Origin of the sequence: Falsiroseomonas stagni DSM 19981 (assembly GCF_900114315.1) — a bacterium.
GTDB lineage: Bacteria > Pseudomonadota > Alphaproteobacteria > Acetobacterales > Acetobacteraceae > Falsiroseomonas > Falsiroseomonas stagni.
Genome location: NZ_FOSQ01000028.1, coordinates 1 through 22,752 on the forward strand (window position 1 = coordinate 1; position 22,752 = coordinate 22,752).

Annotated in this window: 21 protein-coding genes; 16 read left to right on the forward strand and 5 right to left on the reverse strand. The window is 69.9% G+C overall.

Annotated elements, in window-relative coordinates:
- Positions 1-146: 146 nt before the first annotated feature.
- The 3 genes from BM041_RS29055 to BM041_RS29065 all read right to left on the reverse strand — a co-directional run bounded on the left by BM041_RS29055 (position 147) and on the right by BM041_RS29065 (position 3,647).
- Positions 147-1,121: a Bug family tripartite tricarboxylate transporter substrate binding protein gene (locus BM041_RS29055; RefSeq protein ID WP_092963493.1), complete on the reverse strand. Its 975-nt coding sequence runs from the start codon at positions 1,119-1,121 to the stop codon at positions 147-149.
- A gap of 117 nt (positions 1,122-1,238) precedes the next feature.
- Complete coding sequence (locus BM041_RS29060; RefSeq protein ID WP_092963495.1) at positions 1,239-2,603, reverse strand: MmgE/PrpD family protein; 1,365 nt, start codon at positions 2,601-2,603, stop codon at positions 1,239-1,241.
- A gap of 63 nt (positions 2,604-2,666) precedes the next feature.
- Positions 2,667-3,647: a magnesium transporter CorA family protein gene (locus tag BM041_RS29065; protein ID WP_175534246.1), complete on the reverse strand. Its 981-nt coding sequence runs from the start codon at positions 3,645-3,647 to the stop codon at positions 2,667-2,669.
- Positions 3,648-3,771: 124 nt separating this feature from the next.
- On the opposite strand from BM041_RS29065, the gene BM041_RS29070 reads away from it, so the two are divergent.
- From BM041_RS29070 to BM041_RS29105, 8 genes are read left to right on the forward strand one after another with little or no spacing between them, the layout of a single operon-like run.
- Positions 3,772-4,542: an IclR family transcriptional regulator gene (locus tag BM041_RS29070; RefSeq protein WP_092963499.1), complete on the forward strand. Its 771-nt coding sequence runs from the start codon at positions 3,772-3,774 to the stop codon at positions 4,540-4,542.
- Between the two features lie 13 nt (positions 4,543-4,555).
- Entirely contained in the window at positions 4,556-8,371 is a 3,816-nt protein-coding gene (locus BM041_RS29075) for a hydantoinase B/oxoprolinase family protein (protein WP_245762311.1), read from the forward strand.
- An 11-nt stretch (positions 8,372-8,382) separates the two neighbouring features.
- Positions 8,383-9,963 (forward strand): ABC transporter substrate-binding protein, encoded by a 1,581-nt coding sequence (locus BM041_RS29080; protein ID WP_092963529.1) that lies wholly within the window; start codon positions 8,383-8,385, stop codon positions 9,961-9,963.
- A gap of 22 nt (positions 9,964-9,985) precedes the next feature.
- Positions 9,986-10,993, forward strand: coding sequence for an ABC transporter permease (locus BM041_RS29085; RefSeq protein ID WP_092963503.1), 1,008 nt, complete (start codon positions 9,986-9,988; stop codon positions 10,991-10,993).
- Positions 10,990-11,859 carry an ABC transporter permease gene (locus BM041_RS29090; RefSeq protein WP_092963505.1) on the forward strand — a complete coding sequence of 290 codons (870 nt, stop codon included), beginning with the start codon at positions 10,990-10,992 and terminating at the stop codon, positions 11,857-11,859. Before BM041_RS29085 ends, BM041_RS29090 begins: the two co-directional genes overlap by 4 nt.
- Positions 11,856-12,833, forward strand: coding sequence for an ABC transporter ATP-binding protein (locus BM041_RS29095; protein ID WP_092963507.1), 978 nt, complete (start codon positions 11,856-11,858; stop codon positions 12,831-12,833). Before BM041_RS29090 ends, BM041_RS29095 begins: the two co-directional genes overlap by 4 nt.
- Entirely contained in the window at positions 12,826-13,617 is a 792-nt protein-coding gene (locus BM041_RS29100; RefSeq protein ID WP_092963509.1) for an ATP-binding cassette domain-containing protein, read from the forward strand. The genes BM041_RS29095 and BM041_RS29100 overlap by 8 nt, the downstream gene beginning before the upstream one ends.
- A 12-nt stretch (positions 13,618-13,629) precedes the next feature.
- Positions 13,630-14,421 (forward strand): fumarylacetoacetate hydrolase family protein, encoded by a 792-nt coding sequence (locus BM041_RS29105; protein ID WP_092963511.1) that lies wholly within the window; start codon positions 13,630-13,632, stop codon positions 14,419-14,421.
- A 3-nt stretch (positions 14,422-14,424) separates the two neighbouring features.
- Here the strand turns inward: BM041_RS29105 and maiA are convergent, their stop codons facing one another.
- Together maiA and BM041_RS29115 are read right to left on the reverse strand one after the other, a co-directional pair.
- Positions 14,425-15,075: a maleylacetoacetate isomerase gene (gene maiA, locus BM041_RS29110; protein ID WP_342713827.1), complete on the reverse strand. Its 651-nt coding sequence runs from the start codon at positions 15,073-15,075 to the stop codon at positions 14,425-14,427.
- A 52-nt stretch (positions 15,076-15,127) separates the two neighbouring features.
- The gene (locus BM041_RS29115; protein ID WP_092963513.1) at positions 15,128-15,856 is read right to left on the reverse strand and encodes a GntR family transcriptional regulator; all 729 of its coding nucleotides are present in this window, start codon (positions 15,854-15,856) and stop codon (positions 15,128-15,130) included.
- Between the two features lie 129 nt (positions 15,857-15,985).
- Here BM041_RS29115 and BM041_RS29120 point away from each other — a divergent pair, with 129 nt between their 5' ends.
- The 8 genes from BM041_RS29120 to BM041_RS29155 all read left to right on the forward strand — a co-directional run.
- Positions 15,986-17,005, forward strand: coding sequence for an ABC transporter substrate-binding protein (locus BM041_RS29120; protein ID WP_175534247.1), 1,020 nt, complete (start codon positions 15,986-15,988; stop codon positions 17,003-17,005).
- Positions 17,006-17,013: 8 nt separating this feature from the next.
- Positions 17,014-18,444, forward strand: coding sequence for a dihydropyrimidinase (gene hydA, locus BM041_RS29125; RefSeq protein ID WP_092963517.1), 1,431 nt, complete (start codon positions 17,014-17,016; stop codon positions 18,442-18,444).
- Complete coding sequence (locus tag BM041_RS29130) at positions 18,435-19,211, forward strand: SDR family oxidoreductase (RefSeq protein ID WP_092963519.1); 777 nt, start codon at positions 18,435-18,437, stop codon at positions 19,209-19,211. The genes hydA and BM041_RS29130 overlap by 10 nt, the downstream gene beginning before the upstream one ends.
- Positions 19,204-19,962: a D-glutamate cyclase family protein gene (locus BM041_RS29135; protein WP_092963521.1), complete on the forward strand. Its 759-nt coding sequence runs from the start codon at positions 19,204-19,206 to the stop codon at positions 19,960-19,962. Before BM041_RS29130 ends, BM041_RS29135 begins: the two co-directional genes overlap by 8 nt.
- A 5-nt stretch (positions 19,963-19,967) precedes the next feature.
- Positions 19,968-20,378 carry a GlcG/HbpS family heme-binding protein gene (locus BM041_RS29140; RefSeq protein ID WP_092963523.1) on the forward strand — a complete coding sequence of 137 codons (411 nt, stop codon included), beginning with the start codon at positions 19,968-19,970 and terminating at the stop codon, positions 20,376-20,378.
- Positions 20,379-20,519: 141 nt separating this feature from the next.
- Entirely contained in the window at positions 20,520-21,419 is a 900-nt protein-coding gene (locus BM041_RS29145) for a Bug family tripartite tricarboxylate transporter substrate binding protein (RefSeq protein ID WP_175534248.1), read from the forward strand.
- Entirely contained in the window at positions 21,403-22,290 is an 888-nt protein-coding gene (locus tag BM041_RS29150; protein ID WP_175534249.1) for an NAD-dependent epimerase/dehydratase family protein, read from the forward strand. The genes BM041_RS29145 and BM041_RS29150 overlap by 17 nt, the downstream gene beginning before the upstream one ends.
- A gap of 203 nt (positions 22,291-22,493) precedes the next feature.
- Positions 22,494-22,752: helix-turn-helix domain-containing protein (locus BM041_RS29155; protein WP_245762312.1), on the forward strand; the 259-nt coding region annotated here is incomplete at its 3' end.

The following is a 22,752-nucleotide window of genomic DNA, read 5'->3' on the forward strand; positions in this document are numbered from 1 at the left end:
CATGATCCGCCCCTTCCGCCCTCAGGCGCAGCGAATCACACATCGACAGCGCACCAACATCACCATCGAGTCAGCCATTCAGGGCGCTGGTATAATCGGCTTAAACGGGTTAGTGGCTAAAAAGCCACAGCCCGGCCGGCGAGAATTCACTCCGCGCGGATGTTGAACCGCCGCACCACCTCGGCATAGCGGGCGGCATCGTCGCGGATGGCGGCGGCCAGCACCTCCGGCCCCTCATCGGTCGGCTCCACGCCGAGGCTCGCGAAGCGCTCGGCCACATCCGGCCGCTTCGCCGCCGCGCGGCTCGCGGCATTCAGGCGGGCGATGATGGCGGGGTCCGTCCCCGCCGGCGCGACCAGCCCGTGCCAGCCGACCGAGGTGATGGCGCCGAGGCCGAGTTCGCCGAGCGTCGGCACCTCCGGCAGCGCCGCCGTGCGGGCATCGGCGCTGACCACCAGGCCCCGCAGCCGCCCGCCGCGGACATGGTCGGTGACGGCGCCGATATTGATCATGACGCCCTGGAGCTGCCCCGCCATCAGGTCGTTCACCGCCAGCGCCCCGCCGCGATAGGGCACATGGGTCCAGGCACTATCCGCGGCGCGGGAGAGTTGTTCGAGCAGGAGATGCGCCAGGCTGCCATTGCCCGGCGTGCCCACCGCCGGCGGTTCCCGCCGCGATGCCGCGAACCATTCGGCAAAGTCCTTCGCCGGGTGGTCGGCCCGCACCACCAGGATCTGCGGCACCCGCACGGTGCGGTGCACCGCGGCGAAGCCGAGCGGATCATAGGCCAGCCGCGGCGTCAGCGCCCCGGTGATGGACAGCGTGTCCGACCCCGCCAGCAGGGTATAGCCATCGGCCGCGGCGCGCGCGGCGGCCGCATAGCCGATATTGGACCCGCCGCCCGGCAGGTTCTCCACGGTGATCGACTGGCCCAGCGCCTCCCCGATCGCGCGGGCGGACAGGCGGGCGACGATGTCCTGGCTGCCGCCGGGCGCCACCGGGACGATCAGCCGGATGGTCCGCTCCGGCCACCCTTGCGCCCGGGCGAGCCCCGGCGCGCAGAGCCCAGCGGCGGCGAGCCCGAGAAGGGAGCGGCGGCGAAGGGCGGGGGTCGCGGTCATGGGTCGGGGGTCCTCTGCCGGCACAAATCACGCGGGGCCCCGCAGATACATAGTCCGTTCGTGGAAATCAAGCGCGCCACAAATAACGACGTTGAATCGGGTTATTGTGCGCCCCCTTCAGGCCGCCTTCGCGGGTGCCAGCAGGGCCAGCCGGCCCGGCAGGGCATGGCCCCGGGTGAGCAGGGTGAGGAGCGCCTCCGCCGGTGGCGCCCCCACCACGGGCACGGCCAGCTCCCGGAACTTCGCGGCCAGGTCGGCATCCGTCAGCGGGGCATCGGGGTCGCCCTTCCGGGTCGGCTGGAAATGCTCCAGCACGCGGCCATCGGCCAGCGTCACCCGCAGCCGGGCCGCCCGCCGCCCGGGATAGGCACCGGCCAGTTCGGGATCGAGGCTGACGGTGACGCGCGGCATGATCGCCCGGATGCGCGGATCGGCCAGCCGTTCCGGCGTGAAGGCCGCGACGCGCACGCCGCCCAGCACCAGCAGGGCGGAGGCGCAGTATTGCAGGCTGAAGCGGGCCTGCTGCTCGGTGGAGACTTCCGGCCGGTCGCAGATGTCCTTGGTGGGGCCGTAGCCGCCGACATGGATGGCGGCGACGTCGTCCGGCCCGAAGCCATGAGCGGCCCGCAGCGCGTCGATCCCGTCCAGCGCGGCGAAGATGTGCCCGCAGCAGCCGTGGTTCTTGAAGGTGATGCCGGTGATGAGGGGAATGGAATCCCCCAGCCCGTCCAGCGCGCGGTCCCACTTGCCCGCATCCTCGCTGGTCGCGGCGGCGAAGCCGACCGGCCCGTGCAGCACATCCAGCGCGCCCGTCACGCCGCCGGATGCGGCCAGCGCCGCCAGCACACCAGCTTCCGCCGCGTGCCCGGGATGCATGGGCTTCGACATGCCCTCCCCCCGGAAGGCCTGTTGCAGCCCGCCCGCCATCGTCGCCGCCGTCGCGATCGCATGCGCCATCCGCGTGGCGTCGAGGCCGAGCACCACGCCGGTGGAGACGGCCGCGCAGATCGTGCCGACCGTGCCGGTGATGTGCCAGTTGCGGTAATGGCTGGGCTGGATCGCCAGTCCGATCCGGCCGCCGACCTCGTAGCCCGCCACCACGGCGCGCAGCAGCGTGTCCATGGAGGCGCCCCGCGCCTGCGCCGTCGCCAGCGCGGCGGCGATGGTGGGCCCGCCGGGATGCAGGCCGCTGTCGCGATGGATATCGTCGAACTCCACCACATGGCTCGCCACCGCATTCAGCAGCGCGGCGTGCCGGATGCCCGCGGCTTCGCCATCCACGTAACAGATCGCGCCGCCGGCGCCGCGCTCCGAAGCCAGGGCCGCGGCCAGCAGCGTTGCGGGCGGCTGGAGGCAGCCCGGCAGCATGGCGGCGAACCAGTCGACCAGCGCGCGCCGCGCGTGGTGTGCGACCTCCTCGGAGAGTGGCGCCAGGCGCCACGCCGCGGCGTAGTCGGCCAGGCGGATCAGGGGGTTTTCCATGGCGGTCTCCTCTGCGTCCAGGCTAGCCCGTCACGCCCCAGGCTGGAACAGCGCCGCCGTCTGCTACAGCCAGCCGTTCCGCCGGAACAGCCAATAGGGCAGCACGGCGGAGGCCACCATCAGCCCCAGCGCCATGGGATAGCCGAAGATCCATTTCAGCTCCGGCATCGCCTCGAAGTTCATCCCGTAGACGGTGCCGACCAGCGTCGGCGGCAGGAACAGGACGGAGGCGATGGTGAAGACGCGGATGATGCGGTTCTGCTCGGCATTCGTCAGGCCGAACAGCGCCTCCAGCACGAAGGAGAGTTCGTTGGACAGTTGCGCATCGAATTCCGCCAGCGCGCGCACATCGCCTTCCATGGAGGCGAGGCGCCGCAGCGCGGAGTCCGGCAGCGCCGTCGCGGCGTTCTGCCGGAAGAAGGCCAGCATGCGGCCCAGGCCCAGCAGGCTTTCCCGCAGCCGCGCCACCAGCGCGTTGATGCGGCCGATGCGCTTGACCAGGATGCGGGGATCGATGGCGCGCCGCCGGGCCTTCCGATCCGCATCGGCAAAGGCTTCCGCAGAGACCCGCTCGAGCTCCGCCTGCGCGCCATCCAGCAGCTCTGCCGCGCGGTCGATGATCGTCTCCACCAGCGCGAGGAACACCGTCTCCGGCATCTGCCGCACCGCGGGCTCCCGCCGGCATCTCTGCACGAAAGCGCGGAAGGGCAGTGGGTCCGCCTCCCGCACCGTCACCAGGAGGGAGGGCGTCAGCACGAAGGTGACATCCGCCGCGACCGGCCGCCGACCCTCCGACACGCCGGCCACCACTGCCGCCGTCATCACCAGCGCATTGTCCTCGACGTATAGCCGAGCGCTCTCCCCGATGGCGGCGGCTTCCGCCCGCGTCGGGATATCGAGCCCGACGAGGCGCTCCACCGCCGCTTCCTCCTGCGCGGAGGGGCTCTGCAGGTCGAGCCACAGCGCACCCAGGGGCAGGGACCCCGTGGGCGCATCTTCCTCCACATGCAGGTGGCCGTCGCGGACGGAGAAGGTGCGAAGCATCGGCCCAGCATAGCCACACCACGGGCCGGCGAAAGGTGGTTGACGCGGCGGCGAGACGGGGCCTAACGTTCCGTATCCCGCAACCATGGTTCCATTTTATGGAACTACTCCCGAAGGCGGCCCGGTGACGATCCTCGATGGCGCGGCGCAGGTGCTGCGCTGCTACGGCGCCGATTGCACGGAACTGACGGTGACCGACCTGGTCGGCCGCCTGGGCTGGCCCAAGAGCAACGCGTCGCGCCTGCTGCGAGCCATGCGCGACGCGGGGCTGCTGGAGACGGTCGGCGACAGCAAGCGCTACCGGCCCGGCCTGCTGCTGGTGGATGTGGCGCGGGCCTATCGGCGGTCATCCTCCCTGATCGACCGGGCTGATGCGGTGGTGGCGGAAGTCTCCGCGGCCTGCGGCCATACCGGCTATGTCACGCTGCGCGCGGGGCTGGAGGTGACGGCGGTGACCGACCACCAGGGCAGCAATGCGCTGCGCGTCTCCTCCACCATCGGCCGTCGCCTGCCCGCCTTCGCCAGCGCGACCGGTCGCAGCCTGCTGGCACGCCTGCCTGATGCGGAGGTTCGGCGCCTCTACGCCGCAGGCTTCGAACCGCCATCGCCCAACGCGCCGCAGGATATCGCGGATCTGCTGCGGCGCCTTGCGGAGGTGCGGCGCCGTGGCTATGCGACATCGCATGACGAGGCCAATCGCGGCGTCGGCGCCATCGCCGTGGCGGTGGCGGAACCGGAAACCGCCGAACTCGTCAGCCTCTGCATCTCCTACCCCGCCGCCACCACGGATACGACGGAACGCCGCACCATCGCCCGCGCCCTGCTGGAAGGCGCGGCGCGCATCGGCGCCATCACCGGCGATGCCGCGCATCGTCCCGTGAAGCGCAGCGCCTGAAGGAAGAATGAGCATGGACACCGCACGCTGGCGCATCGGCTTCGACATCGGCGGCACCTTCACCGACTTCGTGCTGGTGGATGCGCAGGACGGCCAGGTGACGCTGCACAAGCGCCTGACGACACCGCATGACCCCGCCGAGGCCGCGCTGCTGGGCCTGGAGGAACTGGTCGCGATGCGCGGCATCGCCCTGCCGGCGGTCAGCGAGATCGTCCATGGCACGACGCTGGTGACGAATGCGATCATCGAACGGCGCGGCGCGAAGCTCGGCCTCATCACGACGGACGGCTTCCGGGACATCCTGGAGATGGGCACGGAACAGCGCTACGACATCTACGATCTGTTCCTCCAGTTTCCGCAGCCCTTGGTGGCGCGGGACCTGCGGCTGGAAGTGCCGGAACGCATGGACGCGCAGGGCGGCGTCGTCACCCCGCTGGATGGCGCCGCGGTGGTGGCTGCGTCCGATGCGCTGGTGGCGGCGGGGTGCCAGGCGATCGCCGTCGCCTTCCTGCACGCCTATGCCAACCCGGCGCATGAGCGTGAGGCCGCGGCGCTGATCCGCGCGCGGCATCCCGGCATCGCGGTGTCGCTGTCCTCCGGCGTGGTGGCGGAGATGGGTGAGTACCAGCGCATCGTCACCACCTGCGCCAATGCCTATGTGCAGCCGCTGATGCAGGGCTACCTCGCACGGCTGCATGGCGCGCTGGTGGCCCGCGGCTATGACGGCCCGCTGCGGCTGATGCATTCGGCCGGCGGTCTCGTCTCGCTCGATACCGCAAGGGATGTTCCGATCCGGCTGCTGGAAAGCGGGCCGGCGGGTGGCGGCCTCGCAACGGCGCTGTTCGGCGCGCTCGCCGGCAAGCCTGATGTCATCAGCTTCGACATGGGCGGCACCACCGCCAAGGCCTGCATGATCGAGGACGGGCGCGCGGAAGTGGCACCGATGCTGGAAGCGGCCCGGTTGCAGCGCTTCACGCGCGGATCGGGCTTGCCCATCAAGGCACCCGCGATTGAGATGATCGAGATCGGTGCCGGCGGCGGCTCCATCGCCGCGATCGATGAGGTCGGCCTGCTGAAGGTCGGCCCGCATTCCGCGGGATCCGATCCGGGCCCAGCCTGCTACGGCATGGGGGGCACGAAGCCCACCGTGACGGATGCGAACCTGGTGCTCGGCTACTACGATCCCGGCTTCTTCCTCGGCGGCCGGATGAAACTGGACCTGGAGGCGGCGCGCCGCGCGGTGGCGACGGTGGCGACGCCGCTCGGCCTGTCCGTCGAGGAAGCGGCCTGGGGCATCCATAAGGTCGTGGTGGAAAGCATGGCCGCCGCGGCGCGCGTGCATCTGGTGGAGAAGGGCAAGGACCCGCGCCACTACGCCATGGTCGGCTTCGGCGGCGCCGGCCCGGCCCATGCCGCCGATGTCGCGCGCGCGATGGGCGTGACGGAGGTGATCATCCCCCCCGCCTCCGGCGCGGCCTCGGCGCTCGGTTTCCTCGCGGCGCCCCTGTCCTTCGACGGCGTGCGGAGCCTGCGCTGCGAGTTCCGCGACGGCTTCGACAGCAGCGCCATCAACGCCCTGCTTGCCGCGCTGGAGGATGAGGGCCGCGCGCGGCTGACCGAAGCCGGCATCGCGGCCGACGATGTGGTGGTGGAACGCAGCGCCGACATGCGCCTGGTCGGGCAGATGCACGACATCAGCGTGAAGCTGCCGAATGGCCGCATCGACGCATCATCGCTTCCTGCCATTCGCGACAGCTTCGCCCGTGCCTATTCCGCCCGCTACACCATGGTGCCCGATGGCGCGCGGATCGAGGCGGTGAATTTCCGCGTCCGCTCCGCGGGGCCGACCCCCGCGCTGCCGCTGGCGGGCGCGACCGGTGGCGCCGCGACCGCGCATCTCAAGGGCCGCCGGCGTGCCTGGTTCGCGGATGGCGCGACGGATGCCTCGGTGCATGACCGTTACGCGCTCCGCCCCGGCGATGTCGTGGAAGGCCCCGCCATCATCGAGGAGCGGGAAAGCACCACCATCATCGCGCCCGGCGATCGTGTGACGGTGGATAACAGCCTCAACCTCCGCATCGCCGTCGCGCAGCCCCGCGCCGCCGCCACCCTGGTGACGGCAACGATGGACCGGGCGGAGGCGGTGCGCCGCATCGCCGCCGATCCCATCGGGCTGGAGATCATGTGGTCCCGCCTGGTCAATGTGGTGGAGGAGATGTGGCTGACGGTCTGCCGCACCGCCTTCTCCCTCGTCATCTCCGAGAGCCAGGATTTCGCATGCGAATTGCTGGACCATCGAGGGGAGCCGCTGGCGCATAGCCCGCGCGCCATGCCGGTCTTCAACCTGACGCTGCCGCGCGCGGTGAAGGCGCTGCTGGAACGCTATCCCGCGGAGACGCTGAAGCCCGGCGACGTGCTGGTGACGAACGATCCCTGGCTTTGCGCCGGGCATCTGTTCGATATTGCGGTGGTGACGCCGGTGTTCCGCCAGGGCGTGCTGGTCGGCCTCATGGGGACGGTCGGCCATGTCTCCGACATCGGCGGTACCAAGGATTCGATGCGGGCGCGGGAGATCTACGAGGAAGGCTTCCAGATCCCGCCGATGAAGCTGGTCGAGCAGGGGCGCCAGAATGAGACCCTGTTCCGTCTGCTCGCCGAGAATGTCCGCAATGGCGACCAGGTCGTGGGCGATGTGAATTCCTTCATCACGGCGAATGCCATCGGCGCGGATCGCCTGCTGGCCTTCATGGATGATTACGGCATGGAGGAACTGGGCGCGCTGGCGGAAGTGGTGCAGGGCCTGTCGGAGAAGGCAATGCGCGATGCGATACGCGCGCTGCCCGATGGCATCTACCGTTCCACCATCTGCAACAATCCCTTCGGCAAGCTGGTCGAATACCCCGTCGCCATCACGGTGCGTGGCGATGAGATGGTGATCGATTTCGCCGGCGCGCCGCCGCAGATGCCGCAGGGCGGGCTGAACTGCACGATGAACTACACGGCCGCCCATGCGACCTATCCGCTGAAATGCATGCTGACGCCGGGCGTGCGCGGCAATGCCGGCTGCTACCGTCCCTTCACCGTGCTGGCGCCGGAGGGCTCCATCCTCAACTGCACCAGGCCGGCATCGGTGAATATCCGCACGCGCACGGGTTGGTACCTCGCACCCGTCATCTTCCGCGCGCTGGAGGATGCGGCGCCACGGCAGGTGCAAGCCTTCACCGGGCTGGCCGTTGCGGCGACGATCTACGGACAGGATGCGTCCGGCCGTTTCTATTCGGACATGCTGTTCTGCGGCGGCGGCCAGGGCGGATCGGACCGTGGCGACGGGCTGTCCACCATGCTGTGGCCGACATCCGCGTCCAACACCTCCATCGAACTGCTGGAATCCCGCGTGCCGGTGCTGGTGATGAGCAAGCGCTTCGACCGGGATAGCGGCGGTGCCGGTCGGCATCGCGGCGGTCTTGGCCAGAGCGTGCGGCTGCGCAAGCTGCTGGATGACGGAAGGCCGACCCTCGTCTCCGTCTATCCCGAGGGTGTCCGCAACCCGATCCCGGGCCTGGCTGGTGGTGCGCCGGGTGGCGGCGCGATGGGGCAGGTGCTGGACGCGGCGGGCCGCCAACTGCGCGATTGCGGGACCGGACAGCTGGTGGAGCTGACTCGCACGGATGAAATCGTCGAACTGACGCTTGCAGGCGGCGCCGGCTATGGCGACCCTGCGCAACGGGACCCTGCGTTGCTGGCGCGGGACGTGGCCATGGGCTTCGTCTCCGCGCAGGCGGCGCAACGGGATTATGGGCAGGCGATGGCGGCGGAAGCGGCCGCGTGAAGGAGATGGGCATGGTGAATCCGATTTCGGCCGCGCTGTCGCGGCGTGCCTTGCTGGCGACGGCCGCGGGGGGCCTGGGTGCCCTGGCGCTCCCGGATGGCGCCTTCGCGCAGCAGGGCAGCCGGCGCATCCTGGTGATCGCGTCGAACCAGGACATCCCCAACTTCGATCCGCATATCGCGACCGGCTATTCCGCCAGCATGCTGCTGCGGAACACCTATGACAGCCTGGTGCGGGTGGAGGGGAATCCGCCTCGGCCCGTGCCGCACCTGGCCGCGTCCTGGACCGTCTCCGCCGATGGCCTGACCTATGAGTTCAAGCTGGATCCCGCCGCGAAGTTCCAGGACGGCAGCGCGGTGACGGCGGAGGATGTGGTCTATTCCTTCCATCGTCTCATTCGCCTCAACCGCGGCAATGCCTGGATGATCCAGGGTGTGGTCACGCCGGACGGAGTCACCGCGGTCGATGCCGGCACGGTGCGCTTCACGCTGGCAAAGCCCTTCTCCGCCTTCCTTCAGGTGCTGCCCTGGGCCTGGATCGCGTCGAAGAGGCAGGTGGAGGCCAATCTCGGCAGTGATGACGGCCAGACCTTCCTGCGGTCCAACCTCGCCGCCTCCGGCCCCTTCCGCGTGCGCCGTGCGGAGGCGGGAAATCTGTATGAGCTGGAGCGCGTCGCGAATGCCTGGAAGCCCGGCGGCGGCAATCTGACCGGCGCCATCTGGCGCATCGTGCGGGAGACGGCGACACAGCGCCTTCAGCTGCAGCGCGGCGAGGTGCAGATCGCGGTCGACCTGACCAGCGAGGATATGGACGCGCTGCGCGACCGCCCCGGCATCGTCCGGGTGATCGAGCCGGAGTACCGCACCTTCTCCATCAAGCTGAACACGCGCCACGGCCCGCTGATGGACCTGGAACTGCGCAAGGCGATCAGCTACGCCACCAACTACCAGGCCATCGCCGATGCGGCCGGCTATGCCGACCTGATGATCGGCCCGCTGCCCAATGGCATCCTCGGCCACAATCCCGATCTTGTCGTCTACCGCACGGACATCGCGAAGGCACGGGAACACCTGGCGCGGTCGCGCAGCCCGAATGGCGGCATCAAGCTGACCATGGTGCATGTGGCGGGGCTGGACCAGCAGCGGCGCTGGGCGCTCATCATGCTCGACAGCCTGAAGCAGCTGAACATCGAGCTGGAGATCCGCCCGATGAACTGGCCGGACATGGTCGCGGCCTGCCGGTCGCCGGAGACCTTCCCGGACCTCTTCCCGGTCTACCAGACCGCGAATTACGGCGACCCGGACAACATCGCCTTCGCCGCCTACCATTCGTCGCGCAACGGCAATTGGCAGAACGCTGTCTACAACAGCCGGGAGGTCGATGCGCTGATCGAGGCCGGTCGGTCGGAGCCGGATGAGGCGAAGCGCATCGCCATCTATCGCCAGTTCCAGGAGAAGGTGGTGGCGGACGCGCCGGACATCTTCGGTGTGCTGGAACGGCGCAAGCTCGCGCTGCGCGACAACGTCCAGGGCTTCCGCTTCGTCCCCGTCGCGTCCAACGCGATCGAGGTTGCGGGGCTTTCCCTGCGATGAGGCGTGCGGCAGGGGGCATCGCATGATCCGCTTCCTGCTGCGGCGCCTGCTGCTGACGGTGCCGGTGCTGGTCGGGCTCACGGCACTCGTCTTCATCATCGGTCGGATGCTGCCGGGGGATCCGGTGGCGCTGGCCGCCGGGCCGAATGCCAGCGCGGCGGAGATCGCTGATGTCGCGCGCGAATTCGGCCTGGACCGGCCGCTGCTGACGCAATACGGCAGCTACCTGTCGGGCCTCATGCGCGGCGATTTCGGTGTCTCCATCTTCACGCGCCGGCCGGTGGCGGAGGACCTTGCAGCCTTCCTTCCGGCGACGCTGGAACTGGTCTTCGCCGCGATGTTCATCGCGGTCGCGATCGGCCTGCCGATGGGCCTGGCAACGGCGGTGTGGCGGGATCGCTGGCCGGATGCGGTGTCCCGCGTCGCGGCGCTGGGCGCCATCTCCATGCCGCGTTTCTTTCTGGGCCTGCTGCTGCAACTCGGTTTTGCCATGTGGCTCGGCTGGCTGCCGCTGTCCGGCCGCTTCCCGATCACGGAGGATCCGCCGCCCTGGGTGACGGGCTTCCTCACCATCGATGCACTGGTCGCCGGTGACGGCTACGCCTTCGGCGTCGCGTGCCAGCATCTGCTGCTGCCGGCGCTGGCCATGTCGCTCTCTCCGCTCGCGACCATCATGCGGATGATGCGGGCCTCGACGCTGGAGGTGCTGCAACAGGATTATGTGCTGACGGAACGAGCGCTCGGCCTCTCGCGATCGCTGATCCTGTTCAAATATGTCAGCCGCAACGCGGTGGCGGCGACGCTGACGGTGATCGGCCTGTATTTCGGCTGGCTGCTCGGCGGCACGGTGCTGGTGGAGACGGTCTTCGACTGGCCGGGGATCGGGCTCTATGCGACGAAGTCCGTGGTGTCGCAGGACTTCATGCCGGTGATCGGCGTCACGCTCGTCATCGGCACCATCTTCGTCTTCGCCAATCTGCTCGTCGATGTGATGCAGGGCCTGGTGAACCCGCGGGTGCGCGTGGAATGAGCGCGACCGTCGCGCCGCGCCAGGCCTTCCGCCGCGCGGCCTACCGCTTCACGCGCAGCTGGCTGTCCGTGCTCGGCCTGGTGATGGTGGCGGGGCTGCTGCTGCTGGCGGTCGCGGGGCCCTGGCTGGCGCCCTTTCCGGACCATGTCGCGGGCAGCGTCAACACCGCGGCGCGCTTCCGCCCGCCATCGCTGGCGCATCCCTTCGGCACCAATGAGGTCGGGCAGGATGTGCTCTCCCTCGTCATGGCCGGCGCGCGCGTTTCCATCGTCGCGGGGCTCGCGGTGGTCATGCTTGGCACGCTGGTCGGCACCGTCATTGGTGCCATCGCGGGCTATGCGGGGGGATGGGTGGATGAGGTGCTGATGCGCCTTGCCGACCTCAAGCTCACCATCCCCGGGCTGATGCTGGCGATGGCGGTGGCGGCGGCGCTGGGCGCGGGGATGGCCAACATGGTCTTCGCCATCGCGCTGTCCTGGTGGCCCGGCTATGCGCGCCTTGTCCGTGCCGAGGTGATGGCAAGGAAGGAGGAGATGTTCGTCACCGCCGCCCGTGCCATCGGCGCTTCCGGCGCGCGCATCCTGTTTCGCCACATCCTGCCGAATGTCGCGACACCGGTGATCGTGAAGATGTCGCTCGACATGGGCTTTGCCATCCTGACGGTCGCCTCGCTGGGCTTCATCGGCATCGGCGTGCGGCCGCCGACGCCGGAGTGGGGCGCCATGCTCTCCGTCGCGCGTGGCTACATGCCGGATTTCTGGTGGATGGCGCTGGCGCCGGGCATGGCGATCTTCGTGGCCGTCTTCGGCTTCAACCTGCTGGGCGATGGCTTGCGCGACCTGTTCGACCCCAAGGCGCGGCGATGACGGCGCTGCTGGAGATCGAGGGCCTTCACCTCGGCATGCAGAGCTTCGATGGGGAAGCGCATGTCCTCAACGGCATCGACCTGACGATCCGGCGCGGCGAGGTCTGGGGCGTGGTGGGGGAGACGGGTTGCGGCAAGTCGCTCACCGGCCTCTCCGTCTCCCGCCTCGTCCCCACGCCACCCGCGCGCTACCGGGCCGGCCGCATCCTGTTCGAGGGGCAGGATGTCCTGGCGATGCCGGAAGGTGAACTTCGCAAGCTGCGCGGCCGCCACATTGGCATGATCTTCCAGGACCCCACGACGAACCTGAACCCGAGCTTCCGCATCGGCGATCAGCTGGTCGATGTCGCGCTCGCCGCGGCGCGTCATTCCGAGCGGATCACGCGCGCCGCGGCACGGGACCTGGCGGCGCGGATGCTTGACAAGGTCGGCATCCCCAACGCGGCCTCGCGGCTCGACGACTATCCCCACCAGTTCTCCGGCGGCATGCGCCAGCGCGTGCTGATTGCGATGGCGCTGATCGGCCGGCCCTCGCTGCTGATCGCGGATGAACCGACCACGGCGCTCGATGTCTCTGTGCAGGCGCAGGTTCTGGCGCTGCTGAAGGGGATGGTGGCGGAGACCGGGATGGCGGTGATGCTCATCACCCATAATCTCGGCGTTGTGGCGCAGAGTTGCACGCATGTCGCGGTGATGTATGCGGGGAACATCGTCGAAAGCGGGCGTGTCGCGCAGGTGATCCGCGCGCCGCGCCACCCCTACACCCAGGCACTGCTGGCGGCGATCCCGACGCGCCATGTCGCGCGTGGCGCGCTTCAGGGCCTGGCTGGCAGCGTGCCGGACCTGCTGGCGCCACCACCCGGCTGCCGCTTCGCGCCGCGCTGCGCGCATGCGCGCGCCGCATGCGCGGTGCTGCCGGCCAGCGTCACGGTGGAGGAGGGACACCGCGTGGCCTGTGTGCTCGCCCATGCTTAAGATCGAGGGCCTGACCAAGACCTTCATCCGCGGCGGCCTGTTCCGCCGCACGCCGCCCGTCACGGCGCTGCGCGATGTCTCGCTTTCCGTCGCGAAGGGCGAGAGTTTCGGCCTGGTCGGCGAATCCGGTTCCGGCAAGTCGACGCTGGCGCGCTGCATCCTGCGGCTCGATCGACCCACCAGCGGCCGGATCCTGTTCGAGGGCGAGGACATGGCGCGCCTGACGCCCGCCGCCATGCGGCACCTCCGCGCCCGCATCCAGGTGGTGTGGCAGGATCCCTACGCCTCGCTCAATCCGCGCATGTCGGTGCATGACATCGTGACGGAGCCGCTGGTCGTGCATCGCGCTTCCATCGGCCTTGATTCGCGCGGGCGGACGGAACGGGCGGCGCGCATCCTGGCGCAGGTGGGCCTCGGCCCGCAGCACCTGCACCGCTACCCTCATGAGTTCAGCGGTGGCCAGCGCCAGCGGATCGGCATCGCGCGGGCCCTGGTGACGGAACCGTCGCTGCTGCTGCTGGATGAACCGACCAGTGCGCTGGATGTTTCCGTCCAGGCGCAGGTGCTGAACCTGCTGGTGGACCTCCAGGCCAGGCTCGGCCTGACCTACTTCTTCATCAGCCACGATCTTTCCGTCATCCGCTACATCTGCGACCGTGTCGCCCTGCTGCACCGGGGCGTGATCGTCGAACAGGGGCCGACCGCCGCCATCTTCGATGCCCCGCAACACGCAATCACGCGCACCCTGCTGGCGGCGATGCCGGAGGTGGTGGTGCCGGGCTGAAAGGGCCAGGGAATGAAGCTGCTGAGGTTCTCGACCGGGGGCGCTGCGCGCTACGGGCTGCTGGAAGGGGCGGAGGTCGTCGCCCTGCCGGCGGAGACGATGGCCGAAGCCATGGCCTGCACCGACGCCAACGGCCCGCGCTACCGGCTTTCCGCCATTACCCTGCTCAACCCTCTGCCCGCTGCGCGGCTGTTCTGCATCGGCCTCAACTACCCGAAGCCGCACCCGCTGGGGGGCGAGGTGAAGGGGCCGGCCAATATCTCCTACTTCCTGAAGCACCAGGCGGCCCTCGTCGGGCCCGGCCAGGCATTGCGGCTGCCTGGCGTGTCGGAGCAGTTCGACTATGAATGCGAACTGGCCGTGGTGATCGGCCGCGGCGGCCACCGCATCGCGGAAGCGGATGCGCTGGATCATGTCGGCGGCTACACCATCCTGAACGATGGCTCGGTGCGGGACTGGCAGGCGCACAGCGTCACCGCCGGCAAGAATTTTTTCGAGTCCGGCAGCATCGGGCCATGGGTCGTGACCGCTGATGAGGTCGGCGACTGGCGGGACCTCACGCTGTGCGCGCGCCTCAATGGCAAGGTGGTTCAGGACAGCAAGGCGGGCGCGATGTTCTTCGGCATCCCCGCGTTGATCGCCTACCTCTCCGCCATCACGCCGCTGCTGCCCGGTGACGTGATCGCGACCGGTTCGCCGGAGGGCACCGGCGCCACGCAGAAGCCGCCGCGTTTCCTCCGCAGCGGCGATGCCCTGGAATTCGAAGTCGATGCCATCGGCGTGCTGCGCAACGCGGTGGGGTAGGCGCTACTCCGCATCCGGCTGCCGGTCGGGCGCTGATTGCTGGAAAGCGGGCAGCGCCAGGCAGGCGGCTTCGATGCGAAGGATGGTGGGGTAGGGTGACAGTTCCGTGCCGAAGCGCCGCGCATTGCCGAGTTGCGGCACCAGGCACAGATCTGCCAGCCCGGGCGCATCGCCATGGCAGAAGAGGCCTGTTTCGGCTTCCGTCGCCAGGCGCTGTTCCAGCGCGGCCAGGCCGCCCGTGATCCAGTGGCGCGCGAAGGCGTCCACCGTCGGCCCTTCCTGCCCCAGTTCGCGCTTGAGATAGGCCAGCACGCGAAGGTTCTGGATGGGGTGGATGTCGCAGGCGATGATCTGCGCCAGCGATCGCACGCGGGCGCGGGCCCAGGGATCGGCGGGCAGCAGCGGCGCGCCCGGCTGCGTCTCCTCCAGCCATTCGATGATGGCCAGCGATTGCGTCAGCACGCCCTGTCCTGGCACTTCCAGGGCCGGTACCAGGCCCTGCGGATTCTTCGCCATGAAATCCGGCGCCCGCTGTTCACCGCGCCGCAGGTGCCGCGCCACCTGCGCGTAGCCGATCCCCTTCAGGTTGAGCGCGATGCGCACGCGCCAGGCCGCGGAGGAACGGAAGAAACCCTGCAGCAACAGCCCATCCATCCCGGCATCCCCCTTGTGTTTCCACAGCCTCCCACGGAATGCCGCGCCCCCGTCAAGAGGGGCGGGCGAGCATGAGGCGGATGTCGATGCCCTCCACCGGCGGGCGGTCCAGCCGCAGGCCGCGCTCGATGTCGCTCAGGTGCTTCTGCATCAGCGTCACGGCGGCGCGGTGACGCCGGGCGCGCATCAGCGCCACCAGCTCCCCATGGTCGTCATGCCAGCAGGCAAGGCCGGTGCGGTCCTCATACAGCGCCACCACCAGGCTGGTGCGCGCGACCAGCAGATGGACCTGTTCCTCCAGGATCGGGTTGCCGGACAGGCGGGCGAGCAGGGTGTGGAAGCCACCGGACAGGCGGATCGCCTCCCGCATTTCGCCGGCACGGCGCAGGCGGTGTTCCTCCGCCAAATTGTCCAGCAGCAGGGCGGCGTCGCCTGGGTCGCCGCGCCGGGCCACGGCCTCCACGCAGCCGCCCTCGATGGCGCGGCGGGCGGCGAAGATGGCGCGGGCTTCCTCCGCATCCGGGGCGGCGACGAAGACACCGCGGTTGGGGGGCGCCACCGCCAGGCGTTCCCAGACCAGGCGCTTCAGCGCGTCATTGATGGCGCGGCGGCCGATGTCGAAGGTCTCGACCAGCGATTGCTCGGTCAGCTTGGCGCCGGGTGGCAGGCGCTGGTCCACGATCGCCTCGAACAGATGGGCGTGGACGGCCTCCGCATCCTCCGCCTTCGGGCGGTTGGCGGCGTTGATGACGCCCACCAGGCGGTGCGGGTCGCCGGCCATCTGCCGCTCCTTCGCGCAGGGGATTGCGCACAATCCTGCGCGGGATCGGGTTCAGGGGCAATCCGGGGGCAATCGGGGGCTGGCATGGCGGTTGCAGAACGATCCTCGCCATCCCGAGGAGCATCCGCCATGACGACCCGCCGTTCCCTGCTGCTCGCCACCCCCGCCATCCTGGCCGCCGGCACCGTCCGCGCGCAGGCGCCGCTGGAGGTGAAGGTCTCCCTCGCCGCGCCCTTCGATGGGTCGAACGCCGCCTTCTTCCTGGCGGAGGAACGCGGCTGGTTCCGCGAGGCCGGGCTGCGCTGCAGCTTCGACAGCAGCGGCGGATCGGGTGAGGCGGTGACGCGGGTCGGCTCGGGCACCTATGAATTCGGCATCGGCGACATCAACGTGCTGCTGGAATTCAACGCCCGGAACCCGGCCTCCGCGGCGCGCTGCGTCTACATGGTCTATTACCGCAGCCCGCTTTCCGCCGCGTCCTTCCCCCGCGCCGGCATCAACGCGGCGCGGGACCTGGCGGGCAAGCGCATCGGCGCGGCGCTGACCGATGGCGCCTTCCGCATCTTCCCCGCCTTCGCGGCGACCGCGGGCATCGATGCGAGCACGGTGCGCTGGCAGTATGGCGACCTGCGGCTGCGGGAAGCCTTCCTGATGCGAGGTGACGTGGACGCCATCCTCGGCTTCGACAGCACCATGTATTTCGGCCTGGTCCGCGCGGGCGCGAGGCCGGAGGACATCCGCTTCCAGTACTTCGCCGATAGCGGCCTGCCGCTCTATGGCAACGGCATCCTGGCGTCGAAGCGGATGCTGGAGACGAACCCCGAGGCCGTGCGCCGCTTCACCGCCGCGGCCGCCCGCGGCTGGCAGGCCGCCGCCGCCGATCCTGTTGCCGCCATCGCCGCGCTGCGCCGGAGGGAGCCACTGACCGATGTGGCGCTGGAGACGGAGAAGCTGCGCTGGCTCATCACCAAGCAGATGACGACGGAGGAGAGCCGCGCCGATGGCATGGGCGGCGTGCGCGCGGATCGCTTCGCAACCTCCGTCGCCACCGTCTCCCGCGCCTTCGGCCTGACGACGCCGATCGCACCGGGCGATGTCTTCGATCCGTCCTTCCTGCCCTCGATGGACATCCGCCGCCTGCCGGCATAGCCAAGCGCATGACCCGCTTCGATACCGTGATCCGCGGTGGCACCGTTGCCACCGCGGCCGATGTCTTCCGCGCCGATATCGGCATCCTGGATGGCCGCATCGCCGCCATCGCGGAGCGCCTGGGCGATGCGGAGCGCAGCATCGATGCGACGGGGCGGCTGGTGCTGCCCGGTGGCATCGACGCGCATGTGCATATCGACCAGGTGCAGGCGCCGGGCCTGGCTTCCGCCGGCGCGCGCATGGCGGATGGGTTCCTGTCCGGCACGCGCAGCGCGGCCTTCGGAGGAACCACCTGCACGCTCTCCTTCGCCGTGCAGCATCGCGGCACGTCCCTGCGCGCGGCGGTGGAGGACTACCACCGCCGCGCGGCGGGCAACGCCTATCTCGACTACAGCTTCCACCTGGTGCTGGCGGATCCGAGGCCGGAGGTGCTGGGCCAGGAATTGCCCGCGCTGGTGGCGCGCGGGCACCGCAGCCTCAAGGTTTACATGACCTATGAGGCGATGCGGCTGTCCGATACGCAGATCCTGGATGTGCTGGAGGTCGCCCGCGAACAGCGCGCGGTGGTGCTGGTGCACGCGGAGAATCACGAGATCATCGGCTGGCTGGCGGATCGGTTGGAGCGGCGCGGCCAGACGGCGCCGCGCTTCCACGCCACCTCGCGCCCGCTGCCCGTCGAACGCGAAGCCACGCATCGCGCGCTGACACTGGGGGAGATCGCGGGCGTTCCCTTGGTGATCGTCCATGTGTCCGGCGCCGAGCCACTGGAGGAAATCCGGCGGGCGCGGGCGCGGGGCGTGACGGTGATCGCGGAGACCTGCCCCCAGTATCTAACGCTGACGGAACAGGACCTCGACCAGCCGGACATGCTGGGCGCCAAGGTCATGTGCAGCCCGCCGCCGCGCGATACCGCCTCCCAGGCCGCCTGCTGGCGGGGGATCGAGGATGGGACCTTCGAACTGTTCAACAGCGACCACGCCCCCTACCGCTTCGACGGGGAGGGCAAGCTTCGCGCGGGACCGGCCGCGCCCTTCCGCAAGGTCTCCAACGGCGTGCCGGGGCTCGCGACCCGCCTGCCGATCCTGTTCAGCGAGGGCGTGGTCACCGGCCGCATCAGCCTGCCGCGCTTCGTGGCGCTGACGGCGGCGAACAACGCCGCGATCTATGGCCTCGACCGCAAGGGGCGGATCGCGATCGGCGCCGATGCCGACATCGCCATCTGGGACCCGGAGCACCGCGTGACCATCACCAACGACCTGCTGCACCACGATGTCGACTATACGCCGTGGGAGGGCATGTCCGTGACGGGATGGCCCGAACGGGTGCTTTCCCGGGGGGAGATGATCGTGGAGCACGGCGAGTTGCGGGCGAAGCCGGGGCGCGGGCGCTTCATCGAACAATCGGTCTCCTCCGCCTTCGGTCCCCGGTCATGGACCTAGGCATCCGGGGGCGTCGGGCGCTGGTGCTCGGCGGCAATCGCGGCATGGGGCTGGCGATCGCGCAGGCCCTGGCGGCGGAGGGGGCGCGCATCGCCATCGCGGCGCGGGACCAGGCGACCACCGCGCAGGCCGTGGCGACGCTGGGGGAGGGCGCGGCAGGCTTCGCGCTGGATTTGATGGATACGGCGGGGCTCGATGCCTTCGCGGCGACGGTGAACGCGGAGTTCGGCGCGCCGGAGATCCTGGTGAACAATACCGGTGGCCCGGCCTATGGCGGCGCCGCGGGGCGCGATCCGAAGGACTGGACGGAAGCCTTCCAGGGCATGGCGCTGGCGGTCTATCGGCTGACGGATCTGTTCCTGCCCGCGATGCGCGACGCGGGCTGGGGGCGCGTGCTGACCGTGGTATCCACCGGCGCGGTGCAGCCGCTGCCGGTTCTCGGCATCTCCAACGCCATCCGCGCCGGCATCATCGCCTGGTCCAAGACGCTGTCGGCGGAGGTCGCCAGGCAGGGTGTCACGGTGAACATCCTGATGCCCGGTCGCGTCGGCACGGAACGGGTCCACCTGACCGATGCCGCCGCCGCGGCGCGGGAGGGGATCAGCCAGGATGAGGTCCGCGCCCGGTCCTGGGCGCAGATACCGATGGGCCGCTATGCGCGACCGGAGGAGGTCGCGGCCATGGCGGCCTTTGCTTGTTCCGCTCCCGCATCCTATGTCACGGGCACGGTGTTGCGCGTGGATGGGGGCTTCGTAAGACATGTCTGAATCCGGGCTGGCCTTTCGCCAGCTTGTGCGGGGGGGGTATCGCGGTCTCAGCGTGGGCCGCGCCCGTGGTCATGTTCAGGCCAACCTGGTGGTGCTGCCGGCGGATGCGGCGAAGGAATTCGTCCGCTTCTGCGAGGAGAATCCGGCCGCCTGCCCGCTGCTGGCCGTCAGCAGGAAGGGCGATCCGCGGCTGCCGGAACTGGGCCTGGACCTCGATGTGCGGACCGACCTGCCGGGCTACATGCTGTATCGCGACGGCGTGGCGACGCCGGTCGAGCACCTGATGGCGGCCTGGCGCAAGGACATGGTGGCGGTGGCCATCGGCTGCTGGTTTGGCGCGGAAGCCGCGCTGTCCCGCGCCGGCATCCGCATGCGGCATGTCGAGCTCGGCATCCAGGGGCCGCTGTTCCGCACCTGGATCCCGGCCGTGCCGGCGGGGCGCTTCGGCGGCAACCTCGTCGTCTCCATGCGGCCCTTTGCGCAGGAGGATGTGCGCCGCGTCTCCTTCATCACCGGCCGGCTGCCGCGCAGCCATGGCGCGCCGGTGCATCGCGGCCACGCCGCCCATCTCGGCATCCTCGACATCGAGAAGCCGGATTGGGGCGAGGTGCTGCTGCCCGAGCCCGGGGAGGAATGCCTGTTCTGGGCCTGCGGGCTGACGGCGCTGACGGCGCTCGAAGCCTCCGGCCTGCCCTATTACGCGACGCATGCGCCCGGCTGCATGCTGGTGACGGACCTTCTGGAAGGATAGATGTCATGGCGCTGACCCGCACCGCGACGAAGCTGACGCATGAAGCGGCGATCGCGCTGATCCGCGCCGCCGCCGACCACGCGACCGCGATGGGCCAGCCGCAATGCGTCGCGGTGGTGGATGAGGGCTGCAACCTGCTGTCCTTCATCCGCATGGATGGCGCCCGAATCCTGTCCATCGAATCCGCGCGGCGCAAGGCGGAGACCGCGGCCTCCACCGGGCGGGCCACCGGCGGCATGGGGCCGGAGCTCGAGATCAAGCTGGCCATCGCGACGGAGGGGCGGATGACGAACCTCAAGGGCGGCGTGCCGATCATCATCGATGGCGCGGTGGTGGGCGGCATCGGCGTCGGGTCCGGCACCGGCGACCAGGACCGCGAAGTCGCGGAAGCCGCCATCAAGGCCGTCTTCGCGTAGCCCTTGCCGCCGGCGCGCGGCTTCGCCAGGGTGCGGCGCCAACGCCAATCCCCGGGAGGAACCATGCTGTCGCGCCGCCGCCTGATCGCTGGAACGGGCCTTGCCGCCCTCGTTTCGCCTGCTGTCGCACAGGCCCCCTGGGTGCCGCCCCGGCCTGTGACGCTGGTGGTACCCTATCCCGCCGGCGGGCCGACGGACCTGATCGCCCGGATGATGGCGCTGGAATTCTCCGCCGATCTTGGCCAGCCCATGGTGGTGGAGAATGTGGGCGGCGGCGCCGGCGCCATCGGCACGAGGCGCGTGGCGCAGGGGGTGAAGGACGGCACGCAGCTGGTCTTCGGCACCAACCAGACCCATGCCACCAACATCTCCCTCATCCCGCAGGGCGGTGGCTACCACCCCATCAATGACTTCACGCCGATCGCCCTGCTGGTCGACCTGCAGCACATCCTGGTGGTGAAGAACGACCTGCCCGCGCGGACGATGCCGGAGTTTCTCGACCTGCTCCGCGCCCAGCCGGGGCGGCTGAACTGCGGATCGACGGGCCAGGGTTCGGCCGCCCATCTGACGCTGGAGCTGTTCCGCGCACGGACCGGGCTGCAGATGAACCACATCGCCTATCGCGGCTCCGCCCCGCTGATGCAGGACCTGCTCGGCGGCCACATCGATGCCAGCTTCGCCACGACGCCGACCGTCCTGGCCCAGGTGCAGGCGGGGCGCGTGCGGGCGCTGGCCGTCGCCTCCCCCAACCGGTCGCCGCACCTGCCGGAACTGCCGACGCTGGCGCAGGCCGGCGTGCCGGGCGTGGAGGCCGATGCCTGGCTCGCCTTCTTCGCCCCTGCCGGCGTGCCGGAAGCCGCCATCGCCCGCTACCGCGCCCTGGCTGCCCAGGCCATGCGGAAGGAGAGTGTGCGCGCGGAGTGCATCCGCCTCGGCATGGCGCCGAACCTGCGCGAAGGCGCGGCCTTCGCCGCCTTCCTGGCGGAGGATGTGCAGCGCTGGGCGGAGGTCGTGCGCAGCGCGAATGTCACCGCCGAATAGAAGCGTCCTCGTCACTGGCGGCGCCGGCTTCCTCGGCGGCTGCATCGCGCAGGCGCTGGAACGATCCGGCGCCACCGTGACGCGCTTCGACCGGGTCGCGGCGCCTGGCGTGATCGCCGGCGATATCGCGCATATCGCGCAAGCCTTCCCACCGGGCACGCGCTTCGACGCCGTGATCCACGCCGCCGCCATCACCACCCAGGCCAGCGAGGCCGATCCCGACGCCGCCTGGGCGATCAATGTGGAGGGCACGCGAGCCGCGCTGCGCTTCGCGGGGCCTGCGCGCTTCGTGCTGCTGTCCTCCATCGGCGTCTTCGGGGACGGGGAGGCCGAGCCGGACGAGGCCAGCCCGCCGCGCCCGGCCTCCACCTACGGCATGACCAAGACGGTGGCGGAGGCGCTGCTGGCCGATGCCACGCGGCGGGGCGATGCCGATGCGGTGGTGCTGCGGCTGCCGATCTGCGTCCTGCGCACGACGCGCAGCGGCCCGCCGGGTGCGGGCTTCATCAGTGACCTGGTGGCGCATGCCAGACGCGGCGCGCGCTTCACGGCGCCGCTGGCGCCGGACCATGCGCTGCCCATCGCGAGCGTGCGGGCCGCCGTGGCGCTGGCCTGCCGGGCGGCGCTGGCGGCCGAGTTGCCGGCGCGGCTGCTGCATGTGCCATCCCTGGCCGTGAGCGGCGCGGTGGCGATCGCGATGCTGGAGGCGGAGGGGGTGCCCGCCCGGCAGAAGGTGGATTTCGTCCCCGATCCGGCGGTGGAGCGCCTTGTCGCGGGATGGCCGCGACGGCTGGCGACGCGGTTCCCCGCCTTCTCAGCCGATCTGGCGGATGCGGATTTCGGCACCATCCTGCGGGGTGTGGCCTTTTAGCCACTAAGGGCTTTGAGAATTCTCCTAATTCTTGAGGGAATCCACGATATTCCCGCAAGTCATTGGAAATGATCGTTCTTCTGCGACCCGCCTAAAGCGCCTTTAGCCTTTTTATACCAGCGCCCTGAATGGCTGACTCGATGGTGATGTTGGTGCGCTGTCGATGTGTGATTCGCTGCGCCTGAGGGCGGAAGGGGCGGATCATGGCGGTGTCGGTAGACCGGAAGGACCATACGGCGTCGGAGTTGCGACGCCTGGCGGCGGGAAGCCGTGACGCCTCGGCGGCGCGCCGCATGCTGGCCCTGGCACTGGTGCTGGAGGGCGTGCCGCGAGCGGTTGCGGCAGAGACCTGCGGGATGGATCGGCAGACGCTGCGGGACTGGGTTCATCGCTACAATGCCGAAGGCGTTTCCGGTCTGTCGAACCGTAAGGAGGGCGTCGGCCGCAAGCCGCTGCTGACGG